Here is a 20,043-nt window from a genome sequence, read left to right as displayed (position 1 = left end):
GCCGCGGCCTACCCGTAGGAGCGCGATTTATCGAGCGATTGATGAGCCATTGACCCAGGCGGCGCCGGTTACACAACGGCGCCGCCATCGCTTACATGTCGATGAATCCGCCCCAACGATTCGATATCGCGGCCGCGTTCATTGATGGGCTGGCCTCAGGCCTCGAGAACGTGGTCGAGCCGGGAGAGCGCCGCTTCCAGCTGTGTGGCGGTGGTACCGAAGTTGAGCCGAACAAAGCCAGGCCAGCCGAAGTCGGCGCCGTCGGAGAGCGCCACCCCGGCACCCTCCAGCAAGACACGCTGGGGTGACTCACCCAGCCCCGCCTGACGCAGATCGAGCCAGGCCAGATAGGTGGACTGCGGCGGCGCCATGCCGACCCCGGGCCAGAGTGCCACCCTCTCCGTCAGCATCTGTCGGTGACCACGCAGCACCTCGAGCAGTGCCTGTCGCCAGGGCTCCCCCCGAGCATAGGCGGCCTCGGCGGCCACCAGCCCCAGCACATTGCCATCCGGCATCATCCCCTTCGCCGCCGCGGCGAAGCGCTGGCGCAGCCGCGAGTCGGGAATCACCGCGCAGGCGGCTGTCAATCCGGCCAGATTGAAGGTCTTGGAGGGCGCCCAGAGCGTGATGGTGCGAGCCGCCAATGCCGGAAAGGCCGCGGCCAGCGGCTCATGGCAGGCGCCGGCCTCCAGTAGCAGATCACAGTGCAGCTCGTCGGAGACCACATGGAGGTCATGGCGCTCCACCAGCTCGGCCAGGCCGGCCAACTCTTCATGGCGCCACACCCGCCCGGTGGGGTTATGGGGATGACACCACAACAGCAAGCGCGTGCGGGGGGTAATCGCCGCCTCCAGCGCCTCGAGATCGAGGCGCCAGCGCTCACCCGGAGAGGACGGCTCGCGCATGGCGGCCTGCTGAGGCAGACGCCCGGTATGCTCCGCCACCTTGAGGAAGGGCGGATAGATCGGCGTGACCGTCAGCACGCCGTCGCCCGGTTCGGTCAGTGCCAGGCTGGCAAGATGCAGCGCCGGCACCACCCCGGGCAGCCAGTGCTGCCACTCCGGGGCGATGGTCCAGCCATAGTGCGCCGAACTCCAGGCGCACAGCGTCTCACGCAGCGAGTCCGGCACCAGACCATAGCCATAGACACCGTGATCGACCCGCGCACGCAGTGCCTCGATTACCGCCGGGGGCGAGACAAAGTCCATGTCGGCCACCCACAGGGGCAGCACCTCGTCGCCATAGCGGTGCCATTTCTGTGACGGCCAGTTGCCGGACGGGTGCCGACGCTCAACCGGCGTGGCAAAATCGAACACCATGCACACTCACTCCTCTGACTCGAAGACCAGGATGGCCTCATGCCAACGACCATGCCCCAGGATGACTTCTATGCCAAGATGCGCCGCGGCATGCCGCAGCTGATCGCCCAGTGGCTCGAGCTGGGGCAGGACACACCGGAGCGGCTGGCCCTGCTGCTCGCCGAGACCGCCCGAGTGACGCGCATCGGCCTGCCGGAAACCACGCCCGATGCCACCACCCTGAGGGCCTGGAGCGAGGCCGCAAATGGCGAGAAGATCCCGCTGTGGGCGGCACGTACGGCTACCTTCCTGCTGGTGCAGATGCCAGCCCGACCACTTCCCCATGACACCGACGAAGCCTGTGCCTGGGCCTACTGCTGGCTGCGCAATCATGACTTCGCCTCGCTGGAGGCGGCCGAGTCGGCACTCCCGGTGCACCTGCATGACTCGCTGGCAGACGCCCTGCCCGCCGCCTGGCAAGACCGCTGTGGCCTACGCCTCGTCTAGCGCCGCACGGCACGCACCCCGGGCCTGAGCAACACAGTAATGGCAACTGCCCTTTTACACGGATAAGGAAGCGATATGGACGTTCCCCTGAGCTGGCAGCTGGCCAAGCTGGTGGTCTCGATCGGCATGGTGCTGGGGCTCGGCGCCATCGCCGTGCGCGTCAGCCCGCGCGTTGCCGGCTTGCTGGCGGGCTACCCATTGGGCACCGCCATCGCGCTGTTCTTCATCGGCCTCGAGCTCTCCCCGGGCTTCGCCGCCGAGAGCGCCGTACACACCCTGGCCGGGTTCACGGCGACGCTGGCGCTGGGCGGCGGTTACCTGCTGGCCGGTCGCCGCCCCGGGCTTACCGGCGTGCTGGCCGGTACCGCCGTGGGGCTGGCCGCCTTCCTGGTGGTAAGCCTGGTGCTCACTCGTGTGGAGTTCGACCGCATCACCGGCACCCTGACCACCCTGGCTGCCATTGCGCTGTTTACCTGGCTCTATCGCCATGTGCCCGAGAGCGTGGCGCGACCCGCCGGGCGCTTCTCCTGGAGCGCTCTGTTGGTGCGCGCCCTGCTCGCCGCCGTGATCATCTTCGTCATCACCGGCCTGGCCCATGTGCTGCCGGCGGCCTGGGCAGGCGTGATGGCTGCCTTTCCGGTCACCATGTACCCCTTCCTGGTGATCCTGCACCTCACCCATGGTCCCGGCCCGGTTGCCACGGTGATCAAGCACTACCCGATGGGGCTCGGCTCACTGCTCAGCTATGCATTGTGCGTCTCCTTCACCTACCCCACTCTGGGCCTGGCGCTGGGCACACTGGCCGGCTTCGCCGTGGCCACCCTCTGGCTCATCGCCTGGACCCGCTTCCAGGGGTGGCTGGGAGCGCGACGAGCCGCGAGGACTTGACCAGGCGCCGGCCAGGCGCAACGCTATTCGACCTGGAGCGATAACCACAAGGAAACGCCAGATGTTTATCCGCAAGATCGAGCCCGCCTTCTACGACACCGACGCCCTGGGCCACATCAACAACACGCGACTGCCGGCCTGGTTCGAGTTGGCACGCAACGACCTCTTCCGCCTGTTCACCCCGGACCTGGACCCGCGCAAGTGGCGGCTGATCATGGCCCGCATGGAGGTCGACTATCGCGCCGAGCTGCAGTATGGCCAGGAGATCGAGATTCGCACCTATATCTCACGGCTCGGCAACAGCTCCTTTACCGTCAGCCAGGAAGCGCGGCAGGAGGGTCAGCTCACCAACCTGGGCCATACCGTGATGGTGCATTTCGACCACACCACCAAGAAGTCCATTCCCATCGAGGGCGCGCTACGCGAGTCCCTGGAGGCGCATCTACACGAGGAGCCCGCCGAGGCATGACCCCCGCCGTCAAGCAGCTGGAGAAGGCCGGCATCGCCTTCACGCTGGCCGAGTACCCCCATGACCCACGCAGCCCCGCCTATGGCGAGGAGGCCGCCCGGGCGCTGGGGCTCTCGGTCGATGAGGTCTTCAAGACGCTGGTGGCCAGGCTCGATGATGGCCGTCTGGCGGTTGCCATCGTGCCGGTCTCGAGCCAGCTCGACCTCAAGGCCCTGGCCCGCGTCGCCGGCGCCCGCAAGGCGCAGATGGCCGAGGGCGAGGAGGCCCAGCGGGCCACCGGCTACGTGCTGGGCGGCATCAGTCCCCTGGGCCAGAAGCGGCGCCTGCCGACCTTCCTCGACGCCAGCGCCGAGTCCCTGGCGTCGATTCATGTCAGCGGTGGTCGCCGTGGCCTGGAGATCTGCCTGGCACCTGCCGATCTTCTCAGGCTGACCGACGGATGCCTGGCAGGGCTCGCCCGCGGCTAGGACACCACCTGGCCGCCCCACCATGTCCGGGCAAGCCCGGGCCATGCACCCACAGGAGCCCGCCATGGCCATCCGCTACACCCTCTGGCTGGACCCGGAGGATACCGAGCGCCACCGCGCCATGGAGGCGCAGCTGCGGCACTACTTTCTCGAGCGCTTCGCCGACTACCCCCATATCCGCTTGTTTGGTGCCGACCCCTACGATTATGATGCGCCGTTTAATCGACTCCATGATGTTCTGATGGCGCGGGCCGCGGAGTACTGCGAGCGGGAGTGGGGTTACGTGCCCACCCCGGAGCAGCTCAATCGGGCCTTCTTCCTGGCCGTCGGCGAGTCCAACAAGTTCCTACGAGAGCCCGACGATGGTGATACGCACCGATAACCCGCCAGACCCTCGCCAGCTGGCGATCATCGGCGAGCAGCTAGGCCGTGCCCCTCGCGGCATCGAGGCCGTGGCAGCCGTCGATGGCGAAGGCACCCCACTGGTGTTGCGCATGGCACCGATCGTCGATGGCAAACCCTTTCCGACCCTCTACTGGCTGAGCTGCGAGCGTCTCAAGGTGGTCATCTCGCGTATCGAGGCGGATGGCGCCATCAAGCGTCTCGAGGCACGCCTGCAGGAAGAGCCCGAGCTGCTCGCCGCATACCACGCCAGCCATCGCGACTATGTCGCCGCCCGCTGGCGACACATGAGCGCGTCACAAAAGGCAGAGGTAATGCAACTGGGCTATGATGGCGTGCTGACGGAGCGAGGCATCGGCGGTATCGCCAACTGGGACCAGGTGCGCTGCCTGCACACCCAATACGCCCACCATCTGTGCGGTGACAACGTCATCGGCCGCTGGATGGATGCCGAGTACGGCGTCGTCGACTGCCTGCCCTGAGCCCCCTGACCCTAGACTGCTCAACAAAGGAGCCCATGATGTATTTCGATATTCATGTCGTAGCAAGCCTTGCCCTGGTCGCCAGCCTGGTCGGCATCTCCGTTGCCGGCGTCAAGCTGCTGCGTGATGCCATGAAGCGTGACGCCGACGCCGCCCGCTAAGCGAGACTTCTGCGATTGACAAGGGCGCCTGACGGCGCCCTTTTTCGTTAAACTTCAAGATATTGCAGTGTAAGACCGAGCCCGCCAGTATGGGCATTATCATCGAGGAGAAGAGCATGGCGAGATTCTGCGTTTTTCTGGGTTCACGGGAAGGCCGTGACCCGCAGTACCTGGCCGATGCGCAACGGTTGGGCGACACACTGGCCAGGCGTGGCCACACTCTGGTCTACGGCGGGGCTCGCATCGGCATGATGGGGGCCCTGGCCGACTCGACCCTGGAGGCCGGCGGCGAGGTCATCGGCGTCATGCCGGACCACCTGGTGGATCGCGAGCAGGCTCACCTCGGGCTGACCGAGCTGATTCGCGTGCGCAACATGCACGAACGCAAGGCCAGCATGGCGGCCCATGCCGATGCCTTTATCATGCTGCCCGGGGGTATCGGCACCCTGGAGGAGTTCTTCGAGGCCTGGACCTGGCACTACCTGGGGCTTCACGACAAGCCCATCGGCGTCCTCGACAGCGAAGGCTTCTACGCCCCCTTGCTGAGCTTCCTCGACAATACCGTGGAACAGGGCTTCCTCAATGCCCATACTCGGGCCGAATTGCTCGACGCGACCGACCCTCTCGAACTGCTGGATATCCTGGAGGCACAGCTGGCTCGCCCGCGCTGAGTCAGGCCTCGCCAGCCAGTTCACGTGTACGCTGATAGGTAAGCTGCAGCAGCCGGGCATCCTCACCGGCCCGATGCCGCAGGATGCCCAGCTCCTCGATCAGCGCCTCCTTGGTAGGCTTCCACAGCACAAGCTGCTCCTCGCTGAGCAGCTTGCGCAGCGCCTCCAGGCGGAAGGCCGGCAGCATGCCGGCATGGTGGAAGAGCAGCGATAGCCAGGTGTTGTCGTAACCCCAGCTGTCGCTATAGCAGATCTTGAGCTCACCGAGCTCGTCATTGAGCCACTGCGCGACTTGACGCAGGGGGTACCCCTCGCGCTGTAACCGGGCACGGCTGATGCCGTGGAGCAGCTCGGCCTTGGGGTCCCAGTGGGTCCATTCGGCAAGGGGCTGAATCAGGAAGGCGCAGCTGCTGCCATCCGGTCGGGCCAACCCCACCTCGATGGGGTAGCTGCCGCGTCCGAATCCAGACGCCTCGATATCGAGCAGGGTCGGTAGCGTCACGATGGGCAGGAGTCCTTGCGGCGGAAAACAGGAAGGGGCACCACCTCGCTGGCGCCTCCTCGCTAGTGTCGCGTTTCGGTTTCCGCGCTGTCCAGCCCCTCACCGAAACCGGTGGCGTGGTCGGCTAGCCTCTGCCAGTGGGCGGCACGCTCGGCATCCACCGCCAGCCCCAGCTGTCCCTCGCGATAGGCGCGCGCCAGACGTTCGGCGGCCAGTGGATGCCCCGCCTCGCCGGCACGGGCAAACCAGGTCACGGCGTGGTCGTCGCGGCGTGGATAGAGCGCGCAGCCATGCTCGTAGATTTGTCCCGCCTGATACTGGGCACGGGAGTCGCCGGCATTGGCCGCTTCCAGCACGTAGCGCGCACCGCGCGCCTTGTCCTGGGGCGACATGCCGCGGTGAAACAGCATATGACCATAAAGGGAGAGCGCCGCCGTATGGCCGGCATCGGCACAGCGCTGGAAGAGGTGCATGGTCAGGCGCTGGGTGCGCGGCGAACGAGGCAGCCAGCGGGTATGGAAAAGCTGCTCCGCCAGGCGGTACTCGAGCCGGGTGAACAGTGATGATGCCTGCGTCATGGCCTTCTACCGGATCCTGTATCACAAGAAAAAGACACTCCGCACCACCCTGTGCGCGGCGTCTGATGTCTGCCCAACCCCGGTCCACGGGGCGTAACGGGCGGCCAGCATACGCCCGCCTTTGCGCCGACTCAACCCTGGTCATTTGCCGCCCTGGCAGGGCCTGGCTACCATGCCGGTTCCATTTCCCGATCCACGAGGACGTCACGATGCAGACGCGACCGCTGGGCGATACCGGCATCGAGGTCAGCCGCCTCTGTCTTGGCACGATGACCTTCGGTGAACAGAACAGCGAGGCCGAGGCCCACGAGCAGCTCGACCGCGCGGTGGCCTTCGGCATCAACTTCATCGATACCGCCGAGATGTACCCGGTACCACCGAGGGCGGAGAGCCAGGGACGCACCGAAGCCTATATCGGCAGCTGGCTCAAGCACCGCGGCAGCCGTGACGACATCATCCTCGCCAGCAAGGCGAGCGGTCCCGGCCCCGAGCATATCCGCGGAGGCCCACGGCTGAGCCGTGACCACCTTCACCAGGCCATCGACGCAAGCCTCAGCCGCCTGCAGACCGACTACATCGACCTCTACCAGCTGCACTGGCCGGAGCGCAGTGCCAATTTCTTCGGCAAGCTGGGTTATGCACACGACGACGAGGAGGATGCCACCCCGCTGGAGGAGACCCTGGCCGCTCTCAAGGAGCTGGTAGACGCCGGCAAGGTGCGTGCCATCGGACTCTCCAACGACACCCCCTGGGGCGTGATGCGCGCCCTCCAGCTGGCCGAGACCCAGGGCGTGCCGCGGGTTGCCGCGGTGCAGAACCCCTACAACCTGCTGAATCGCAGCTTCGAGGTGGGCCTGGCCGAGATTGCTCACCGCGAGCAGGTGGGACTGCTGGCCTACTCGCCGCTGGCCTTCGGCATGCTCTCCGGCAAGTACCTCGATGGCGCTCGCCCCGAGGGGGCCCGGCTGACCCTGTTCGAACGCTTCCAGCGCTATACCAATCCCCAGGCCCAGGCCGCCACCGCCGAGTACGTGCAGATTGCCCGGGATGCCGGCCTGGACCCCGCTCGCATGGCACTGGCCTTCGTCAACTCGCGAGACTTCCTGACCAGCAATATCATCGGCGCCACCTCGATGACTCAGCTGGAGAGCAACCTGGCCAGCGAATCCCTGCGTCTGGACGGCCAGGTGCTGGAGGCGATCGAGGACGTTCATCGCCGCTACTCCAATCCCGCGCCCTGAGGCCCATCACCGGGGGGCTATCGACCCGATAGCCCCCGAGCCTGGGCGTGCTTGGTATACTCCATGCTCACTTCATCGGATCTGGAGCGCCCCATGCTGAGCGTGATCTCGCCCGCCAAGAAGCTGGACTTCGAGACCCCGGCCACCACGGCCCGCCATACCCAGCCGGACTTTCTGGAACAGAGCCAGGAGTTGATCGAGATCCTGCGCGACTACTCGCCACAACGGCTCTCCGAGCTGATGGGCATCAGCGACAAGCTGGCCGCCCTCAATGCCGCCCGCTACGCCGAATGGCACACGCCCTTTACTGCGCAGAACGCCAAGCCAGCAATCCAGGCCTTCCAGGGCGACGTCTACGTGGGGCTCGAGGCCGGCACCTTCACGGATGACGAGAACGCCTTCGCCCAGCAGCATCTACGCATTCTCTCGGGGCTCTATGGGCTTCTGCGCCCGCTGGACCTGATCCAGCCCTACCGCCTGGAGATGGGGACGCGGCTCGAGAATCCTGCGGGCAAGGACCTCTATGCCTTCTGGAAGGAGACCCTCACCGCCGAGCTTGACCGTGCCGTGGCGGCCAGCGGCAGTCCGGTACTGATCAATCTCGCCTCCAACGAGTACTTCAAGGCCATCGATGCCAGGCGGCTCGAGGCCCGGGTGATCACCCCGGTGTTCAAGGACGAGAAGAATGGCAAGCTCAAGATCATCAGCTTCTACGCCAAGAAGGCCCGCGGCCTGATGACGGCCTGGACGATCCGCGAACGCCTCGACGACCCGGAGGACCTGAAGGAGTTCGACGTGGCCGGCTACCGCTTCAACGCCGCCATGAGCGAGGGTGACACCCTGGTCTTTACGCGCCCCGAAGGCGCCTGATCCCGAGCGGGGCTGCTCCTGTCCCCATCACCATGGCACAGAATCGTAGGAGCCGGATTTATCCGGCGATGGCTGTATCGCCAGCGCGCCTCATCGCGCGATAAATCGCGCTCCTACGAAATTAGATGGCTTGGGGTCTAGTCAAATACCAGCGGGCGCGCGGAGCGGCCCTTGAGGAAGCGGCGGTGGGCCTGCTTGAAGCGGTCATCGTCGCAACGGTGCAGCCATTCATAGGCCACCATGTCCGCGCTTACCGCCACCGCCCCGGCCTGCACCAACCGCTCCCGGGCCAGGCGTGCCTCCGCGGCGCGCCGACTGACGCAGGCCTCGCTGAGCCAGTAGACCTCGTACCCCGCCGCCAGCAGCCCCAGGCCGGTCTGCATGACACAGATATGCGCCTCGCTGCCGCACAGCACCACCTGACGCCTGCCGCTCTGCTCGAGTGCCGCGATGAACTCGGGGTTCGCACAGGCATCGAAGGTCAACTTCTGCCATAGCCGATGGCCCGGGAGCGCTTCCAGCAGGCGCGTCTCGCTGCCACCCAGCCCCTCGGGATACTGCTCGGTGATCCATACCGGCACCTCGAGGGAGGCGGCCAGGCCGCCCAGCCAGGCCGCCTCGCTCACCGCCTGATCGGCATGTTCGATCACCGGCAACAGTCCCGCCTGCAGATCGACAACCAGCAACAGGCTCTCTTCTCGTTTCAGGCGCATGGTGTTCAACTCCCCGGCATTGTGGAATGGTAGTGGAGCCCACCAGCATAGCCGGTAGAATCAACCAACTCGACTTACCCCCTCACCGTTCACGACTTACCACCCATTAACCCCCACTGACGACGATACCGCCATGACTTCGACACTCCGCGAGACCTCCCTGATACGTCACCTGCTGATCATGCTGGTGGCGGGACTGCTGACCCTGGGCCCGGCCATGCAAGACGCCGAAGCCCGCCGCCTCGGCGGCGGCAAGAGCTTCGGCTCTCAATCACGTAGCGTGCAGCAGCAACCTTCTGCCACCCAGAACCAGACCTCCGGCACCCGTGCCACCCAGGGGCGAGCCGGGTCGAAAATGCCCGGCATGCTGGGTGGCCTGCTGGCCGGTGGCCTGCTCGCCGCGCTGTTCTTCGGCGGCGCCTTCGACGAACTGCGGCTGATGGACATCCTGCTGGTGGCCGGCATCGCCTTCCTGCTCTTTCGGCTACTGGCACGCCGCCGGGCGGCCGTGGCAGGTGGCCCCTCGCCAGCCTCGCAGGAGCCCCGTGAAGCCGCCACCCAGTCCTTCCAGGCCAGCACCGCTCCGGCCGGTGGCGCCTTCGCCAGCGAGCCCGAATGGTTCGACCGCGAGCGCTTCCTCGGCGGTGCCAAGGAGCACTTCATGACCCTGCAGCGTGCCTGGGACAACAACGACCTCAGCGGCATTCAGGAGTACGTCACCCCGGAGCTCTACAACCTGCTGCGCGAGGAGCGCAAGCAGCATCCGGCCAATAACCGCACCGAGGTCGTTCGCCTGTTCGCCGAGCTGGGCATGGTTCAGGAAGTGGGCCAGCAGGCCGAGGCCAGCGTGATCTTCCACGGCATCCTCGACGAGAATGGCGAGCACAACGAGTTCAACGAGACCTGGCACCTGGTGCGGGAGCTGCGCGACGGCGCCCCCTGGTATGTGCAGGGCATCGAGCAGAACGGCTAACGCTCTCCTCCGCCCCTGAAATGCAACAGGCCGGGCTGACAGCAGCCCGGCCTGTTGTTTCACGCAAGGATGTTAAGCATGGTTGTTGAGCATTGTGGTTGAGCGCAGTGGTTGAGAGTAGTTATCAAGCGTGGCTGCTGACGGCGTCAATTACCCTCGCTGGCATCCTCGATGGTGTCACCCATCTCCTCGACACCCTCACCCGCCTCTTCAACTGCCTGATCAATCTCCTGACCGGCCTCCTCGGCTGGTCCCTGTTCCTCCTCGCAACCAGCCAGCCCCAGTGCCAGCAGACCGGCCAGCAGGGCCAGGAAAAGCTTCCGTGTCATGGTGCGCCGCATGATGCTTCCCTCCTGTGAAACATGAAAAAAGTGACAAACAACCGTATCTACCAGGAACAAGCTAGCGCTTGTGTCGGGCTGTTTCCACCCAGGGTGTCACTGCGGATCATGCTTGAGCAAGGGCTGGCCGGCGTCACGCCTCGCCGTCGTACAAGTCGAAAAAAGGGCGCCCTCCGGAGAGAGGCGCCCATATAAGCACTCGTATGACTCAAACAGCAGAGACATGCTAGCCGAGCCACACAACTATTTCAAACATACGTTTTATCGACATCCTGCGCAGAACCGATCCCGGCAACCGGCTCTTGTCACACCCTCTGCCACCGCATGACGCCGCGGCTGGCCGAGTGCTATGATCCATCATCATTACATACTCGTAGACACCAACAGCACAACGAGGAATCCGGCTTGTCACACTTACCGGTGATCGTCGGCATGGGCGGCGTGAACCCTGCCGGCAGAACCTCGGGCCACCAGGCGTTTCGCCGTACCGTGCTCGACACCCTGCCCGTGGAGGAGCAGACCCGTACCCTGCTGGGTCTAGCCGCCATGATGCGTCTGGCCAGCGGCCAGGAAGACGGCACCTGGCAGGATGCGGAAGGGCGCCCCCTGGAACCCGCCGCCATTGTCGAGCAGACCCGCCAGCAGGTCCTCGACCATACCCTGATTCGCCGCATCGAGGACCCGCACTTCAATGATCCGGGCCTGCCTGCCAACCGTCGGGCCAGCCTGGCGCTGGAGGCCCCCCTCACCTTCCGCGTCCGCCGCCGTCAGCTGCCTCAGGATCTGCCGGACACCTGGGAGGTGCGCGAACTCGATCGCAAGCTGCTCGAGGTGACGGTACCCGCCGGCGAAATGGACGTCATGCTGCCCGAGCACCGTCCCGCTCAGGTGCGCGCTGCCGGCCAGCTGCCCAGCGGCTTCGAACCCAGCCAGCTCTACCGCAGCGTGCACCACCCCCGCGGACTCTCGATGGCGATCTTCGCCGCCAGCGACTGCCTGGGAGACAGCGGGCTCGACTGGGATACCCTGCGTGATCGCCTCGATCCCGACGAGATCGCCGTCTACGCCGGCAACTCCATCGGCCAGCTCGACGAGGAGGGCTGGGGCGGTCTGCTCAAGAGTTTCGTCTCCGGCAAGCGTGCCACCTCCAAGCAGATGCCGCTGGGCTACGGGCAGATGCCCGCCGACTTCCTGAATGCCTATGTGCTGGGCAGCGTGGGCAGCACCGGCGCGGCCATGGGGGCCTGCGCCAGCTTTCTCTACAACCTGCGCCTGGGCGTAAACGACATCCGTGAAGGGCGTTGCCGAGTGGTGATGGTCGGCACCGCCGATGCCCCGGTCACTCCCGAGATCATCGAAGGCTTCCGTGCCATGGGTGCCCTGGCCGACGACGACAGTCTGCGTGCACTGGACGCCCTGGAGCTGCTAACCGACGCCGACTACCAGAAGACCTGTCGCCCCTTCGCCCGCAACTGTGGCTTCACCATCGCCGAATCCAGCCAGTTCGTGATGCTGATGGATGACGCCCTGGCCATGGAGGTAGGCGCCGAGCTCCTGGGCAGCGTGCCGGAGGTCTTCGTCAATGCCGACGGCTGGAAGCGCTCCATCTCCGCCCCCGGCATCGGCAACTACATCACCCTGGGCAAGGCCGCCTCCCTGGTGCGCGAGATGCTCGGCGAGCAGGCCCTGCGCCAACGCTCGTTCGTCCACGCCCATGCCACCAGCACGCCCAAGAACCGCGTCACCGAATCCCACGTCCTCGACCGGGTGGCCGAGGCCTACGGCATCGAGGCCTGGCCCGTGGTCGCGGTGAAGTCCTATGTGGGCCACTCCCAGGGCAGCGCCGCCGGTGACCAGCTGACCAGTGCCCTGGGCAGCTTCGCCCACGGCCTGCTGCCGGGCATTGCCAACCTCGACGCCGTGGCCGATGACGTTTATGCCGAGCGTCTGGGACTCTCCCGGGAGACGCGGCCCTTCGAGGCCGACGCCGCACTGCTCAACGCCAAGGGGTTCGGGGGCAACAACGCCACCGGGGTGCTGCTCTCTCCGGACGTCACCGAACGCCTGCTGGTGCAGCGTCACGGTGAGGCCGCCGTGGCCGCCTGGCAGGTGCGCCGCGAGGCGACTCGCGAGGCCGCCGCCGCTTACCGCCAACAGGCCGACCGGGGGCTCTTCTCCCCTCGCTACCGCTTCGGCGAGGGTGTGCTGGAAGGCCCCGAGCTCTCGATCAGCGACGCCGAGATCCATATCCCCGGCTACGCCCGCCCGGTCTCCCTGGCGGTCAACAACCCCTTCGGCAAACTCGAGGAGTGACGGCAATGAATATCGCGGTCTACCCCGGCACCTTCGACCCCATCACCAACGGCCACTTCGACCTGATCGAACGTGCCTCCCGGCTGTTCGACAAGGTGGTGGTGGCCATCGCCACCAGTCCCGGCAAGGGCCCGGCGCTGGATCTCGATACACGAATCGCCTTGGCCCGGGAGGTGGTCTCGGGGCTGGACAACGTCGAGGTGACCGGCTTCTCGGGCCTGATGACCGAGTTCATGAAGCAGCAGCAGGCACGCGTGCTGCTGCGGGGGCTGCGCGCGGTCTCGGATTTCGAGTACGAGCTGCAGCTGGCCAACATGAATCGCGCCCAGATGCCGGAGCTGGAGACCGTATTCCTGACCCCGGCGGTGGAGAACTCCTATATCTCCTCCACCCTGGTGCGCGAAATTGCCAAGCTGGGCGGCGATGTCTCGCAGCATGTGCATCCCGGGGTCGCCGCGAAGCTGAAGAGCCATTACAATACCTGACCACAAGGCTCGGGATTGTGCCGAGCAGATCCCGATGACCGCGGCCAGCGACTTCCGTGAGGTACCCCATGGCCCTGATGATCACCGACGAGTGCATCAACTGCGACGTCTGCGAGCCGGAATGCCCCAACGGGGCCATCTCGCCAGGCGAAGAGATCTATATCATCGACCCGGCGCTGTGCACCGAGTGTGTCGGTCACTATGACGAGCCCCAGTGCCAGCAGGTGTGTCCGGTGGACTGTATCCCTCTGGACCCGGAGCGCGAGGAGAGCCGCGAGGAATTGATGGCCAAGTATGAGCGCATCACCGCGGCCTGATGATTCGCAAGCCGGCTAGCAAGGACGCCTCTGTCTCACGAAACGCCCCGCCAAGTGCGGGGCGTTTCGCGTTGTGTGGGACCGTTACCTTTGGCTATAGCTCGTCGGCCCGCTTGCTGACCGTGCACCCGAGGCAACGGCGAAAGGCCGCCTCGGCCGGGGTCTTGATCAGCGTCTCGGCCGCGCTACCCACCCCACCGCCCAGGACAGTAAAGGGCAGTGTCACCAGAAACACGGCGGTACCGCCCACCGTGGCCGCCGCCAACAGCGGTCGCGCGATTACCGCATCGGCAATCATCGCCCCGCCACTCGGCTGAACCCCCACGCGCTGCTCCTGAGCGATCGCCGGAGAGGTTGCCATCAGCGCCACCAGCGCCAGTGTAAAGAAGATCATGATCCGCTTGCTCATCGCTTGCACTCCCCGTGCTCCCTGCCATCTATGCTGCGTCGTCACCACCCGGCGCTCGCCTGTAGCGAATCGAGTATGGTGTTAGTCATCATGGGGTCTTAGAATCGCTAAGGTTACATCCTCTCACGGGATCTTACATCAGGATAGGCGGCTTTCGCCGCTTGCCCACCTCAGGACAGGCCCCGCCTGCTCCGATCACCATGCAACGGAGAGCATGATGAAGCGTCTTGTCGCCACCGCCGCCCTGGCCACCCTGGTCGCCAGTCCCACCTTCGCCCAGAGCTATCAGTACAACCCCAACGAGGGGCCGTATATCGGTGCTGGACTAGGGCATTCAGAGACCGACTTTGATATTGGCGGCTATTACCGGGACCGTGGTTACCCGAACACCAACACCGATGACAGCGATACCGGGTATAAACTGTTTGTGGGTTACCAGTTCAACCCCAACTTCGCTATTGAAGCGGGCTACGTGGATTTTGGTGAGTTCACAGCCAATGAAAATGGTGGCAGCGCCAAGGCCAAGCTTAGCGTGGATGGTTTCAGCGCCGCACTCGTCGGTAAACTTCCGATCCAGAATGGTTTTAGCATCTTCGGCAAGTTGGGCATGATTGCCTGGGACGCTGATCTCAATGAAAGTGATAATACTGGATCGTCCAGCTACGGCGAAGACGGCTCCGACCCCCTCTTTGGCATCGGCGCCGAGTATGAGGTCGAGCGCATCCTGATGCGCGCCGAATTTGAGCGCTACGATATCAGCGAAGATGGCGATGACTTCGAGATCGACCTGATCTCCGCCAGCATCGGCTACCGCTTCTAAACAACAATCGCCCTTTGTTGGCACCGCCGCCCCGCCCTTGTACGGGGCGGTTGCGTTATGCCCCGCCGCCGGCCATGCTGCCCGGCTCGTCAATCTCGGGAGCCCCCTGTGAGCCGTTCGGAGTCCTCGTCATCCGGGGCCGCGCGCCGGCGCATCCTGGCGCTGGCCTGGCCGATCATCCTCTCCAATATCACCGTGCCGCTGCTGGGGCTGGTGGATACCGCCGTGGTCGGCCATCTGCCGGACTCGCGCTATCTGGCGGCGGTCACCCTCGGTGCTACCCTGTTCAGCTTCCTGTACTGGGGCTTCGGCTTCCTGCGCATGGGTACCACGGGCCTCACCTCCCAGGCGGTAGGGCGCGAGAACGACACGGACGTACGTAACCTGCTGGGCCAGTCGCTGCTGATCGCGGCGGGCATCGGTGCGGCACTGATCGTGTTCTCACGGCCGCTGATCAGGCTGGGACTGTGGCTCCTCGATGGCAGTGACATCGCCACGGCACTGGCCGCCGAGTATGCCGAGATACGCATCCTCTCGGCGCCGGCGGTACTCGCCAACTACGCCATCCTGGGCTGGTTCCTGGGACAGCAGAACTCGCGAGTGACCCTGGCGATCCTGGTGCTCACCAACGGGGTCAATATCCTCCTCGACCTGCTCTTTGTCATCGGCCTCGGCATGACCAGCGATGGCGTGGCCTGGGCCACGGTGATCGCCGACTACACCGCCCTGGCCTTCGGCCTGTGGCTGGTCTCGCGGCAGCTGAGATGGTTGTCGGGCCGCTTCCTGCGCCATCGGCTCCTGGCCGTTTCGGCCTATGGCGAGCTCTTCTCGGTCAATGCCAACCTCTTCGTGCGCACCCTGGGGCTGCTCTTCGTCATGGCCTTCTTTACCTCGCGAGGGGCGGCCCAGGGCGATACCGTACTCGCTGCCAATGCCGTGCTGCTGCAGTTCATCATGCTCACCAGCTACGCCCTGGATGGCTTCGCCCACGCCGCCGAGGCGCTGACCGGACGATCGGTGGGGGCAAGGCGCTGGACGGAATTCGCCCAGTCGGTACGGAGTGCCGCCTGGTTCTCGCTGCTGACGGCCGGTATCGCCGCCCTGGCCTTCGCCCTGGGGGGCGAGGCGCTGATCGCCCTGCTTACCGGCCTGCCCGAGGTGCGAGAGACCGCCGCCACCTACCTGCCGTGGATGGTCGCCATGCCGCTGATTGCGGTATGGGGCTATCTGCTGGACGGCGTCTTTATCGGTGCCACGGCGATTCGCGAGATGCGCAACAGCATCTTTGCCGGACTCGCCGTCTATCTGCCCGCCTGGTGGCTGGGCCAGGCCCTTCTTCCCGAGGCGTTCATCAACCACGGCCTGTGGCTCGCCTTCACGCTGTTCATGCTGACGCGCTCGGCGACGCTGATCGCCTATTACCATCAACGGCGCCGCAGCGACTGGCGCGATGCCAACCACGACGCCTCATAGCGTCTCATATCGGTTCATGGCGATGGGTCACGCGGGCACCGGGCCCAATCCGCGGGCGCCTGGACCGTCAGCGGCGGATAGCGCAAGATACTGATGCTGCGCTACTTTATGCAATGAAACACCAATAACACTCAAAACAGTAAGGGAACGCCATGCTCAAGGCCCTCTCCAGACCGGCGGTCAAGCTGGTCGAACGCTACCTGCCCGACCCCTATATCTTCGTGCTGCTGTTGACCATTATCGCCGCCGTGGCGGCCATTGCCGTGGAACGCCAGACGCCACTCGCGGTGATGCGCATGTGGGGGGACGGCTTCTGGAACCTGCTGACCTTCTCGATGCAGATGCTGCTGGTGCTGGTGACCGGCTTTATGCTGGCCAGCTCCCCCCCGGTGAAAAAGCTGCTCCAGCGGCTCGCCGCCCTGGCCAAGGGACCCGGTGGCGCCATCCTGCTGGTCACCTATGTGTCGCTGGTCGCCAGCTGGATCAACTGGGGCTTCGGCCTGGTGGTGGGGGCGCTGTTCGCCAAGGAGCTGGCGCGCCTGGTGCGGGTCGACTACCGCCTGCTGGTGGCCAGCGCCTATTCCGGTTTTATCGTCTGGCACGGCGGTCTGGCCGGCTCGGTACCGCTGACCGTGGCCACCGACGGCCACTTCAGCGCCGACCAGATCGGCGTGATCGGCACCGGCTCAACCATCTTCTCCTTCTTCAATCTGGCCATCGTGGTGATGCTGTTTATCGCGGTACCGCTGGTCAACTGCATGATGCTGCCCGACGAAAAGGACAGCGTGTTCGTCGACCCCAAGCTGCTCGGTGATGACGAGGCGCACCAGGTGCGTATCACCCGCCCCGCCGAGCGCATGGAGAACAGCGTGGTGCTGGCCTGGCTGGTGGGCATCCCGGGGCTGATCTTCCTGGCCGATCACTTCTTCCTGCGCGGCGGCGGCCTCAACCTGAACGTGGTCAACTTCCTGTTCCTGTTCCTGGCCATCGTGCTGCACCGCACCCCGCGCAGCCTGCTGGAGAGCCTGCACGAAGCGATCAAGGGCGGTGCCGGCATCGTCATCCAGTTCCCGTTCTACGCCGGGATCATGGCGATCATGGTGCAGTCCGGTCTGGCAACCAGCATGTCCGAGGCCCTGGTCTCCTTTGCCACCGAAACCACCCTGCCGGTCTGGACCTTTATCAGTGCCGGCATCGTCAACCTCTTCGTACCCTCCGGTGGCGGCCAGTGGGCCGTGCAGGCACCGGTGATGATCCCGGCCGCCCAGGCACTGGGTGTGGATATTCCCCGGATGGCCATGGCCGTGGCCTGGGGTGATGCCTGGACCAACCTGCTGCAGCCTTTCTGGGCCCTGCCGGTACTCGGCATCGCCGGGCTCAAGGCCAAGGACATCATGGGCTTCTGCCTGATCCAGCTGCTGATCACCGGGGTGCTGATCTCCATCGGCCTGACCTGGTTCTGACCCTCCGCCGAAGCGCCCTGTCCCCAGACGGGCGGGGCGTCCGGCTGTGGATAACACACAAGGAGATCCAATGGACGACAACGACCTGTCCGGCGCCCTGCCCGGCCAGCACGAGCTGTCGATGACCGTGTTGATGACCCCCGACATGGCCAACTTCAGTGGCAAGGTGCATGGTGGTGCCATCCTCAAGAAGCTAGATGAGGTGGCCTACGCCTGCGCCAGCCGCTACTCGGGCCACTATGTGGTTACCCTCTCGGTAGACCAGGTGCTGTTCAAGCAGCCGATCCATGTGGGGGAGCTGGTGACCTTCCTGGCCTGCGTCAACCATGTGGGCCGCTCCTCCATGGAGATCGGCGTCAAGGTGGTGGCCGAGGATATCCAGAACAAGCTGATCCGCCACACCAACAGCTGCTACCTGACCATGGTGGCGGTGGATGGCGATGGCAAGCCGGCGCCTGTGCCTCCGCTGGCGCTTGACACGAAGGTGCAGAAGCTGCGTTTCGAGAAGGCGGCCCTGCGCAAGAAGCTTCGCAAGCAGGCCGAAGAGGAACAGCGCCGCACCCAGGCCGAGCACGGCGCCAAAGAAGATGACGACTAGCCGCAGTCCAGGTTGAGGATGATATCCGCTCTGTCCAGGTGGACATTGATACGATCTGGTCGATGGTCCAGAGTCACCGCCGTACCGGGGCGAATCACTCGAATGGCCGACGCTTCACTCTCGGCGTGAATCGCCTTGCCCAGGGACACGCTGTAGGTACGACCGATACGGTCCTGAACGCGCTGGGCACCACACTCCCCGCCGCTTTCCACGCGAGGCGGCAGCGGAGCTGGCTCGGGCTCCGGCGCCGAATTCATGCTACTGCAGCCCGCCAGCAGCAGGCCGAAGAGTAGCGGTGAGAGTCTCGTTACAACCATCTGGGCTTCCTTGTCGGGTCCAAGCTCGATCTATACCAAAAAACTGCCGGAGCGGCCTGGCCGATCCGGCAGTTGACTCACCATGGCTCGGTTCAGAATGCCGATGCAGACTGGCCGATCCGGGGCTCTGCTCAGTCAGAATGCCGGTGCGGACTGGCCGATCCGGGGCTCTGTTCAGTCAGAATACCGGTGCAGACTGGCCGATCCGGGGCTCTGTTCAGGAAGCGGCGTCCTGAACGGCCTCGCCACCCTGCTCGATATCCTGGCCGGCGCCGCGAACGGTATTGCAGCCAGAAAGCAGAGAAACGGCGAACAGTGCCGCCACCAGCATCATCAGAGTACGCTTCATGATCGACCTCCTTGTGAGTTGGGAATGTTGCACACGTAATTTAGCAGCTCACGGCGAGCTTCGCCTTATCCCAGCAGCAGCCTGAGGATAATCGCCGCGATCACCGCCACCGTGAGCCACTTGACCACAAAGGCGCCACGCGGGCTGACATTGACCCTTACCGCCAGCCAGGCGCCCGACATGCTGCCCAGCGCCAGCACCAGACCATAGCTCCAGCGCACCTGATCATTGACCAGAAAGATGGCCAGCGCCGGCAGGGTGTAGACCAGCACGATCAGCACCTTGAAGACGTTGACCTGAGCCAGGTCGATCTTGAGCATGCGGTAGAGCACCACGATAAAGAGGATGCCCACCCCCACCTGGATAAAGCCGCCATAGAGGCCGATGACAAACATCGCCAGATAGACCGCCGGCGTCAGCCGCTCGGGGGTCAGCGGCCGGGTATCCAGGCGTGGCTGGGGCAGCAGCATCAACAGCGCCGAGCCCGCCATCACCACGATCAGAATCGCCTCGAACAGGGCATCGCCGGTGCGTAGGGCTAGCCAGGCCCCGACCAGCGAACCCACCACCGCCGGCACGGAGAGGCGCAGCGAGAGCCCCAGATGGCGCGCCCCGGCACGGAAGAAGTTGTATACCGCCGAGACGCTCTGCAGGGCAATGGAGACACGATTGGTACCGTTGGCCTCCTGAGGCGGCAGGCCCAGGAACATCAACAGCGGCAGGGTAAGCATGGAGCCGCCGGCGGAGAGCACGTTGATAAAGCCGGCCAGGGCACCGATCAGCAGCATGGCCAATGCTTCGAGCAGGGTCATGGAAGAGTCCTTTCAGGAGAGAGCCGCACAGCTTAGCCGCCCGAGCAAACGGGGAAAACTCCCCGCGGTTATGTGGCATGATGCTGGACAGCCGATACCACTCGCTGACTACCCCGGAGAGCCC

The 20,043-nt window shown here is 65.0% G+C and carries 27 protein-coding genes; 18 read left to right on the top strand and 9 right to left on the bottom strand.

What is annotated here, in order from left to right; all coding sequences use genetic code 11:
* Nucleotides 1-155: 155 nt before the first annotated feature.
* Entirely contained in the window at nt 156-1,319 is a 1,164-nt protein-coding gene (locus tag Q0894_RS05155) for a PatB family C-S lyase (protein ID WP_299232120.1), read from the bottom strand.
* Between the two features lie 51 nt (nt 1,320-1,370).
* On the opposite strand from Q0894_RS05155, the gene Q0894_RS05150 reads away from it, so the two are divergent.
* From Q0894_RS05150 to Q0894_RS05115, 8 genes are all read left to right on the top strand, one after another.
* Nucleotides 1,371-1,805, top strand: a complete 435-nt coding sequence (locus tag Q0894_RS05150) for a hypothetical protein (RefSeq protein ID WP_299232347.1) — start codon at nt 1,371-1,373, stop codon at nt 1,803-1,805.
* A gap of 75 nt (nt 1,806-1,880) precedes the next feature.
* Nucleotides 1,881-2,693: a hypothetical protein gene (locus tag Q0894_RS05145; RefSeq protein WP_299232118.1), complete on the top strand. Its 813-nt coding sequence runs from the start codon at nt 1,881-1,883 to the stop codon at nt 2,691-2,693.
* A 61-nt stretch (nt 2,694-2,754) separates the two neighbouring features.
* Nucleotides 2,755-3,162, top strand: coding sequence for a thioesterase family protein (locus tag Q0894_RS05140; RefSeq protein WP_366130968.1), 408 nt, complete (start codon nt 2,755-2,757; stop codon nt 3,160-3,162).
* Nucleotides 3,159-3,629, top strand: a complete 471-nt coding sequence (ybaK, locus tag Q0894_RS05135) for a Cys-tRNA(Pro) deacylase (RefSeq protein WP_299232116.1) — start codon at nt 3,159-3,161, stop codon at nt 3,627-3,629. Before Q0894_RS05140 ends, ybaK begins: the two co-directional genes overlap by 4 nt.
* Nucleotides 3,630-3,693: 64 nt before the next feature.
* Nucleotides 3,694-4,011, top strand: a complete 318-nt coding sequence (locus Q0894_RS05130; protein WP_299232114.1) for a hypothetical protein — start codon at nt 3,694-3,696, stop codon at nt 4,009-4,011.
* The gene (locus Q0894_RS05125; RefSeq protein WP_299232111.1) at nt 3,992-4,513 is read left to right on the top strand and encodes a DUF501 domain-containing protein; all 522 of its coding nucleotides are present in this window, start codon (nt 3,992-3,994) and stop codon (nt 4,511-4,513) included. The genes Q0894_RS05130 and Q0894_RS05125 overlap by 20 nt, the downstream gene beginning before the upstream one ends.
* Before the next feature lie 35 nt (nt 4,514-4,548).
* On the top strand, nt 4,549-4,674 hold the full coding sequence (locus Q0894_RS05120; protein WP_299232109.1) for a hypothetical protein: 126 nt from the start codon (nt 4,549-4,551) through the stop codon (nt 4,672-4,674).
* A 116-nt stretch (nt 4,675-4,790) separates the two neighbouring features.
* Nucleotides 4,791-5,345 (top strand): TIGR00730 family Rossman fold protein, encoded by a 555-nt coding sequence (locus Q0894_RS05115; protein WP_299232107.1) that lies wholly within the window; start codon nt 4,791-4,793, stop codon nt 5,343-5,345.
* Nucleotide 5,346: 1 nt separating this feature from the next.
* Here Q0894_RS05115 and Q0894_RS05110 read toward each other — a convergent pair whose 3' ends face one another.
* A complete protein-coding gene (locus Q0894_RS05110) occupies nt 5,347-5,847 on the bottom strand; it encodes a hypothetical protein (protein WP_195687320.1) in 501 nt (166 codons plus the stop codon).
* A gap of 62 nt (nt 5,848-5,909) precedes the next feature.
* Nucleotides 5,910-6,425, bottom strand: coding sequence for a tetratricopeptide repeat protein (locus Q0894_RS05105; protein WP_299232102.1), 516 nt, complete (start codon nt 6,423-6,425; stop codon nt 5,910-5,912).
* A 209-nt stretch (nt 6,426-6,634) separates the two neighbouring features.
* Between Q0894_RS05105 and Q0894_RS05100 the strand changes: the two genes are divergently transcribed.
* On the top strand, nt 6,635-7,666 hold the full coding sequence (locus Q0894_RS05100) for an NADP(H)-dependent aldo-keto reductase (protein ID WP_299232100.1): 1,032 nt from the start codon (nt 6,635-6,637) through the stop codon (nt 7,664-7,666).
* Nucleotides 7,667-7,759: 93 nt separating this feature from the next.
* Nucleotides 7,760-8,536, top strand: coding sequence for a peroxide stress protein YaaA (yaaA, locus tag Q0894_RS05095; RefSeq protein ID WP_299232343.1), 777 nt, complete (start codon nt 7,760-7,762; stop codon nt 8,534-8,536).
* A gap of 137 nt (nt 8,537-8,673) precedes the next feature.
* On the opposite strand, the gene Q0894_RS05090 is transcribed toward yaaA, so the two are convergent.
* On the bottom strand, nt 8,674-9,249 hold the full coding sequence (locus tag Q0894_RS05090; RefSeq protein ID WP_299232099.1) for an isochorismatase family protein: 576 nt from the start codon (nt 9,247-9,249) through the stop codon (nt 8,674-8,676).
* A 133-nt stretch (nt 9,250-9,382) separates the two neighbouring features.
* Between Q0894_RS05090 and Q0894_RS05085 the strand changes: the two genes are divergently transcribed.
* Nucleotides 9,383-10,222, top strand: a complete 840-nt coding sequence (locus Q0894_RS05085; RefSeq protein ID WP_299232098.1) for a Tim44-like domain-containing protein — start codon at nt 9,383-9,385, stop codon at nt 10,220-10,222.
* Nucleotides 10,223-10,368: 146 nt separating this feature from the next.
* Here Q0894_RS05085 and Q0894_RS05080 read toward each other — a convergent pair whose 3' ends face one another.
* On the bottom strand, nt 10,369-10,551 hold the full coding sequence (locus tag Q0894_RS05080; protein ID WP_299232096.1) for a hypothetical protein: 183 nt from the start codon (nt 10,549-10,551) through the stop codon (nt 10,369-10,371).
* 444 nt (nt 10,552-10,995) lie between these two features.
* Here Q0894_RS05080 and Q0894_RS05075 point away from each other — a divergent pair, with 444 nt between their 5' ends.
* The 3 genes from Q0894_RS05075 (at nt 10,996) to Q0894_RS05065 (ending at nt 13,678) form a co-directional block, all read left to right on the top strand.
* Nucleotides 10,996-12,876, top strand: coding sequence for a beta-ketoacyl synthase (locus Q0894_RS05075; RefSeq protein WP_299232341.1), 1,881 nt, complete (start codon nt 10,996-10,998; stop codon nt 12,874-12,876).
* A 5-nt stretch (nt 12,877-12,881) separates the two neighbouring features.
* Entirely contained in the window at nt 12,882-13,361 is a 480-nt protein-coding gene (gene coaD / locus Q0894_RS05070) for a pantetheine-phosphate adenylyltransferase (RefSeq protein ID WP_299232094.1), read from the top strand.
* 68 nt (nt 13,362-13,429) lie between these two features.
* Nucleotides 13,430-13,678, top strand: a complete 249-nt coding sequence (locus tag Q0894_RS05065) for a YfhL family 4Fe-4S dicluster ferredoxin (RefSeq protein ID WP_132044579.1) — start codon at nt 13,430-13,432, stop codon at nt 13,676-13,678.
* Nucleotides 13,679-13,772: 94 nt separating this feature from the next.
* Here the strand turns inward: Q0894_RS05065 and Q0894_RS05060 are convergent, their stop codons facing one another.
* The gene (locus tag Q0894_RS05060) at nt 13,773-14,087 is read right to left on the bottom strand and encodes a hypothetical protein (protein WP_299232093.1); all 315 of its coding nucleotides are present in this window, start codon (nt 14,085-14,087) and stop codon (nt 13,773-13,775) included.
* A 214-nt stretch (nt 14,088-14,301) separates the two neighbouring features.
* Here Q0894_RS05060 and Q0894_RS05055 point away from each other — a divergent pair, with 214 nt between their 5' ends.
* The 4 genes from Q0894_RS05055 (at nt 14,302) to Q0894_RS05040 (ending at nt 18,441) form a co-directional block, all read left to right on the top strand.
* A complete protein-coding gene (locus Q0894_RS05055) occupies nt 14,302-14,907 on the top strand; it encodes an outer membrane beta-barrel protein (RefSeq protein ID WP_299232091.1) in 606 nt (201 codons plus the stop codon).
* A gap of 108 nt (nt 14,908-15,015) precedes the next feature.
* Complete coding sequence (locus tag Q0894_RS05050) at nt 15,016-16,380, top strand: MATE family efflux transporter (RefSeq protein WP_299232089.1); 1,365 nt, start codon at nt 15,016-15,018, stop codon at nt 16,378-16,380.
* A 152-nt stretch (nt 16,381-16,532) separates the two neighbouring features.
* Entirely contained in the window at nt 16,533-17,843 is a 1,311-nt protein-coding gene (locus tag Q0894_RS05045; RefSeq protein WP_299232087.1) for a short-chain fatty acid transporter, read from the top strand.
* Nucleotides 17,844-17,913: 70 nt separating this feature from the next.
* Nucleotides 17,914-18,441 (top strand): acyl-CoA thioesterase, encoded by a 528-nt coding sequence (locus Q0894_RS05040; RefSeq protein ID WP_299232085.1) that lies wholly within the window; start codon nt 17,914-17,916, stop codon nt 18,439-18,441.
* On the opposite strand, the gene Q0894_RS05035 is transcribed toward Q0894_RS05040, so the two are convergent.
* The 3 genes from Q0894_RS05035 to Q0894_RS05025 form a co-directional block, all read right to left on the bottom strand.
* On the bottom strand, nt 18,438-18,758 hold the full coding sequence (locus Q0894_RS05035; protein ID WP_299232083.1) for an I78 family peptidase inhibitor: 321 nt from the start codon (nt 18,756-18,758) through the stop codon (nt 18,438-18,440). The two genes, Q0894_RS05040 and Q0894_RS05035, sit on opposite strands and share 4 nt — an antisense overlap.
* A gap of 217 nt (nt 18,759-18,975) precedes the next feature.
* Entirely contained in the window at nt 18,976-19,107 is a 132-nt protein-coding gene (locus Q0894_RS05030) for an entericidin A/B family lipoprotein (protein WP_027960436.1), read from the bottom strand.
* Between the two features lie 65 nt (nt 19,108-19,172).
* Nucleotides 19,173-19,919 carry a sulfite exporter TauE/SafE family protein gene (locus tag Q0894_RS05025; RefSeq protein ID WP_299232079.1) on the bottom strand — a complete coding sequence of 249 codons (747 nt, stop codon included), beginning with the start codon at nt 19,917-19,919 and terminating at the stop codon, nt 19,173-19,175.
* Nucleotides 19,920-20,043 lie beyond the last annotated feature (124 nt).

The sequence above is a fragment of the uncultured Halomonas sp. genome (assembly GCF_947501415.1).
In the GTDB taxonomy this organism is placed as follows: domain Bacteria; phylum Pseudomonadota; class Gammaproteobacteria; order Pseudomonadales; family Halomonadaceae; genus Halomonas.
This window is presented reverse-complemented; position numbering and strand designations above follow the sequence as displayed.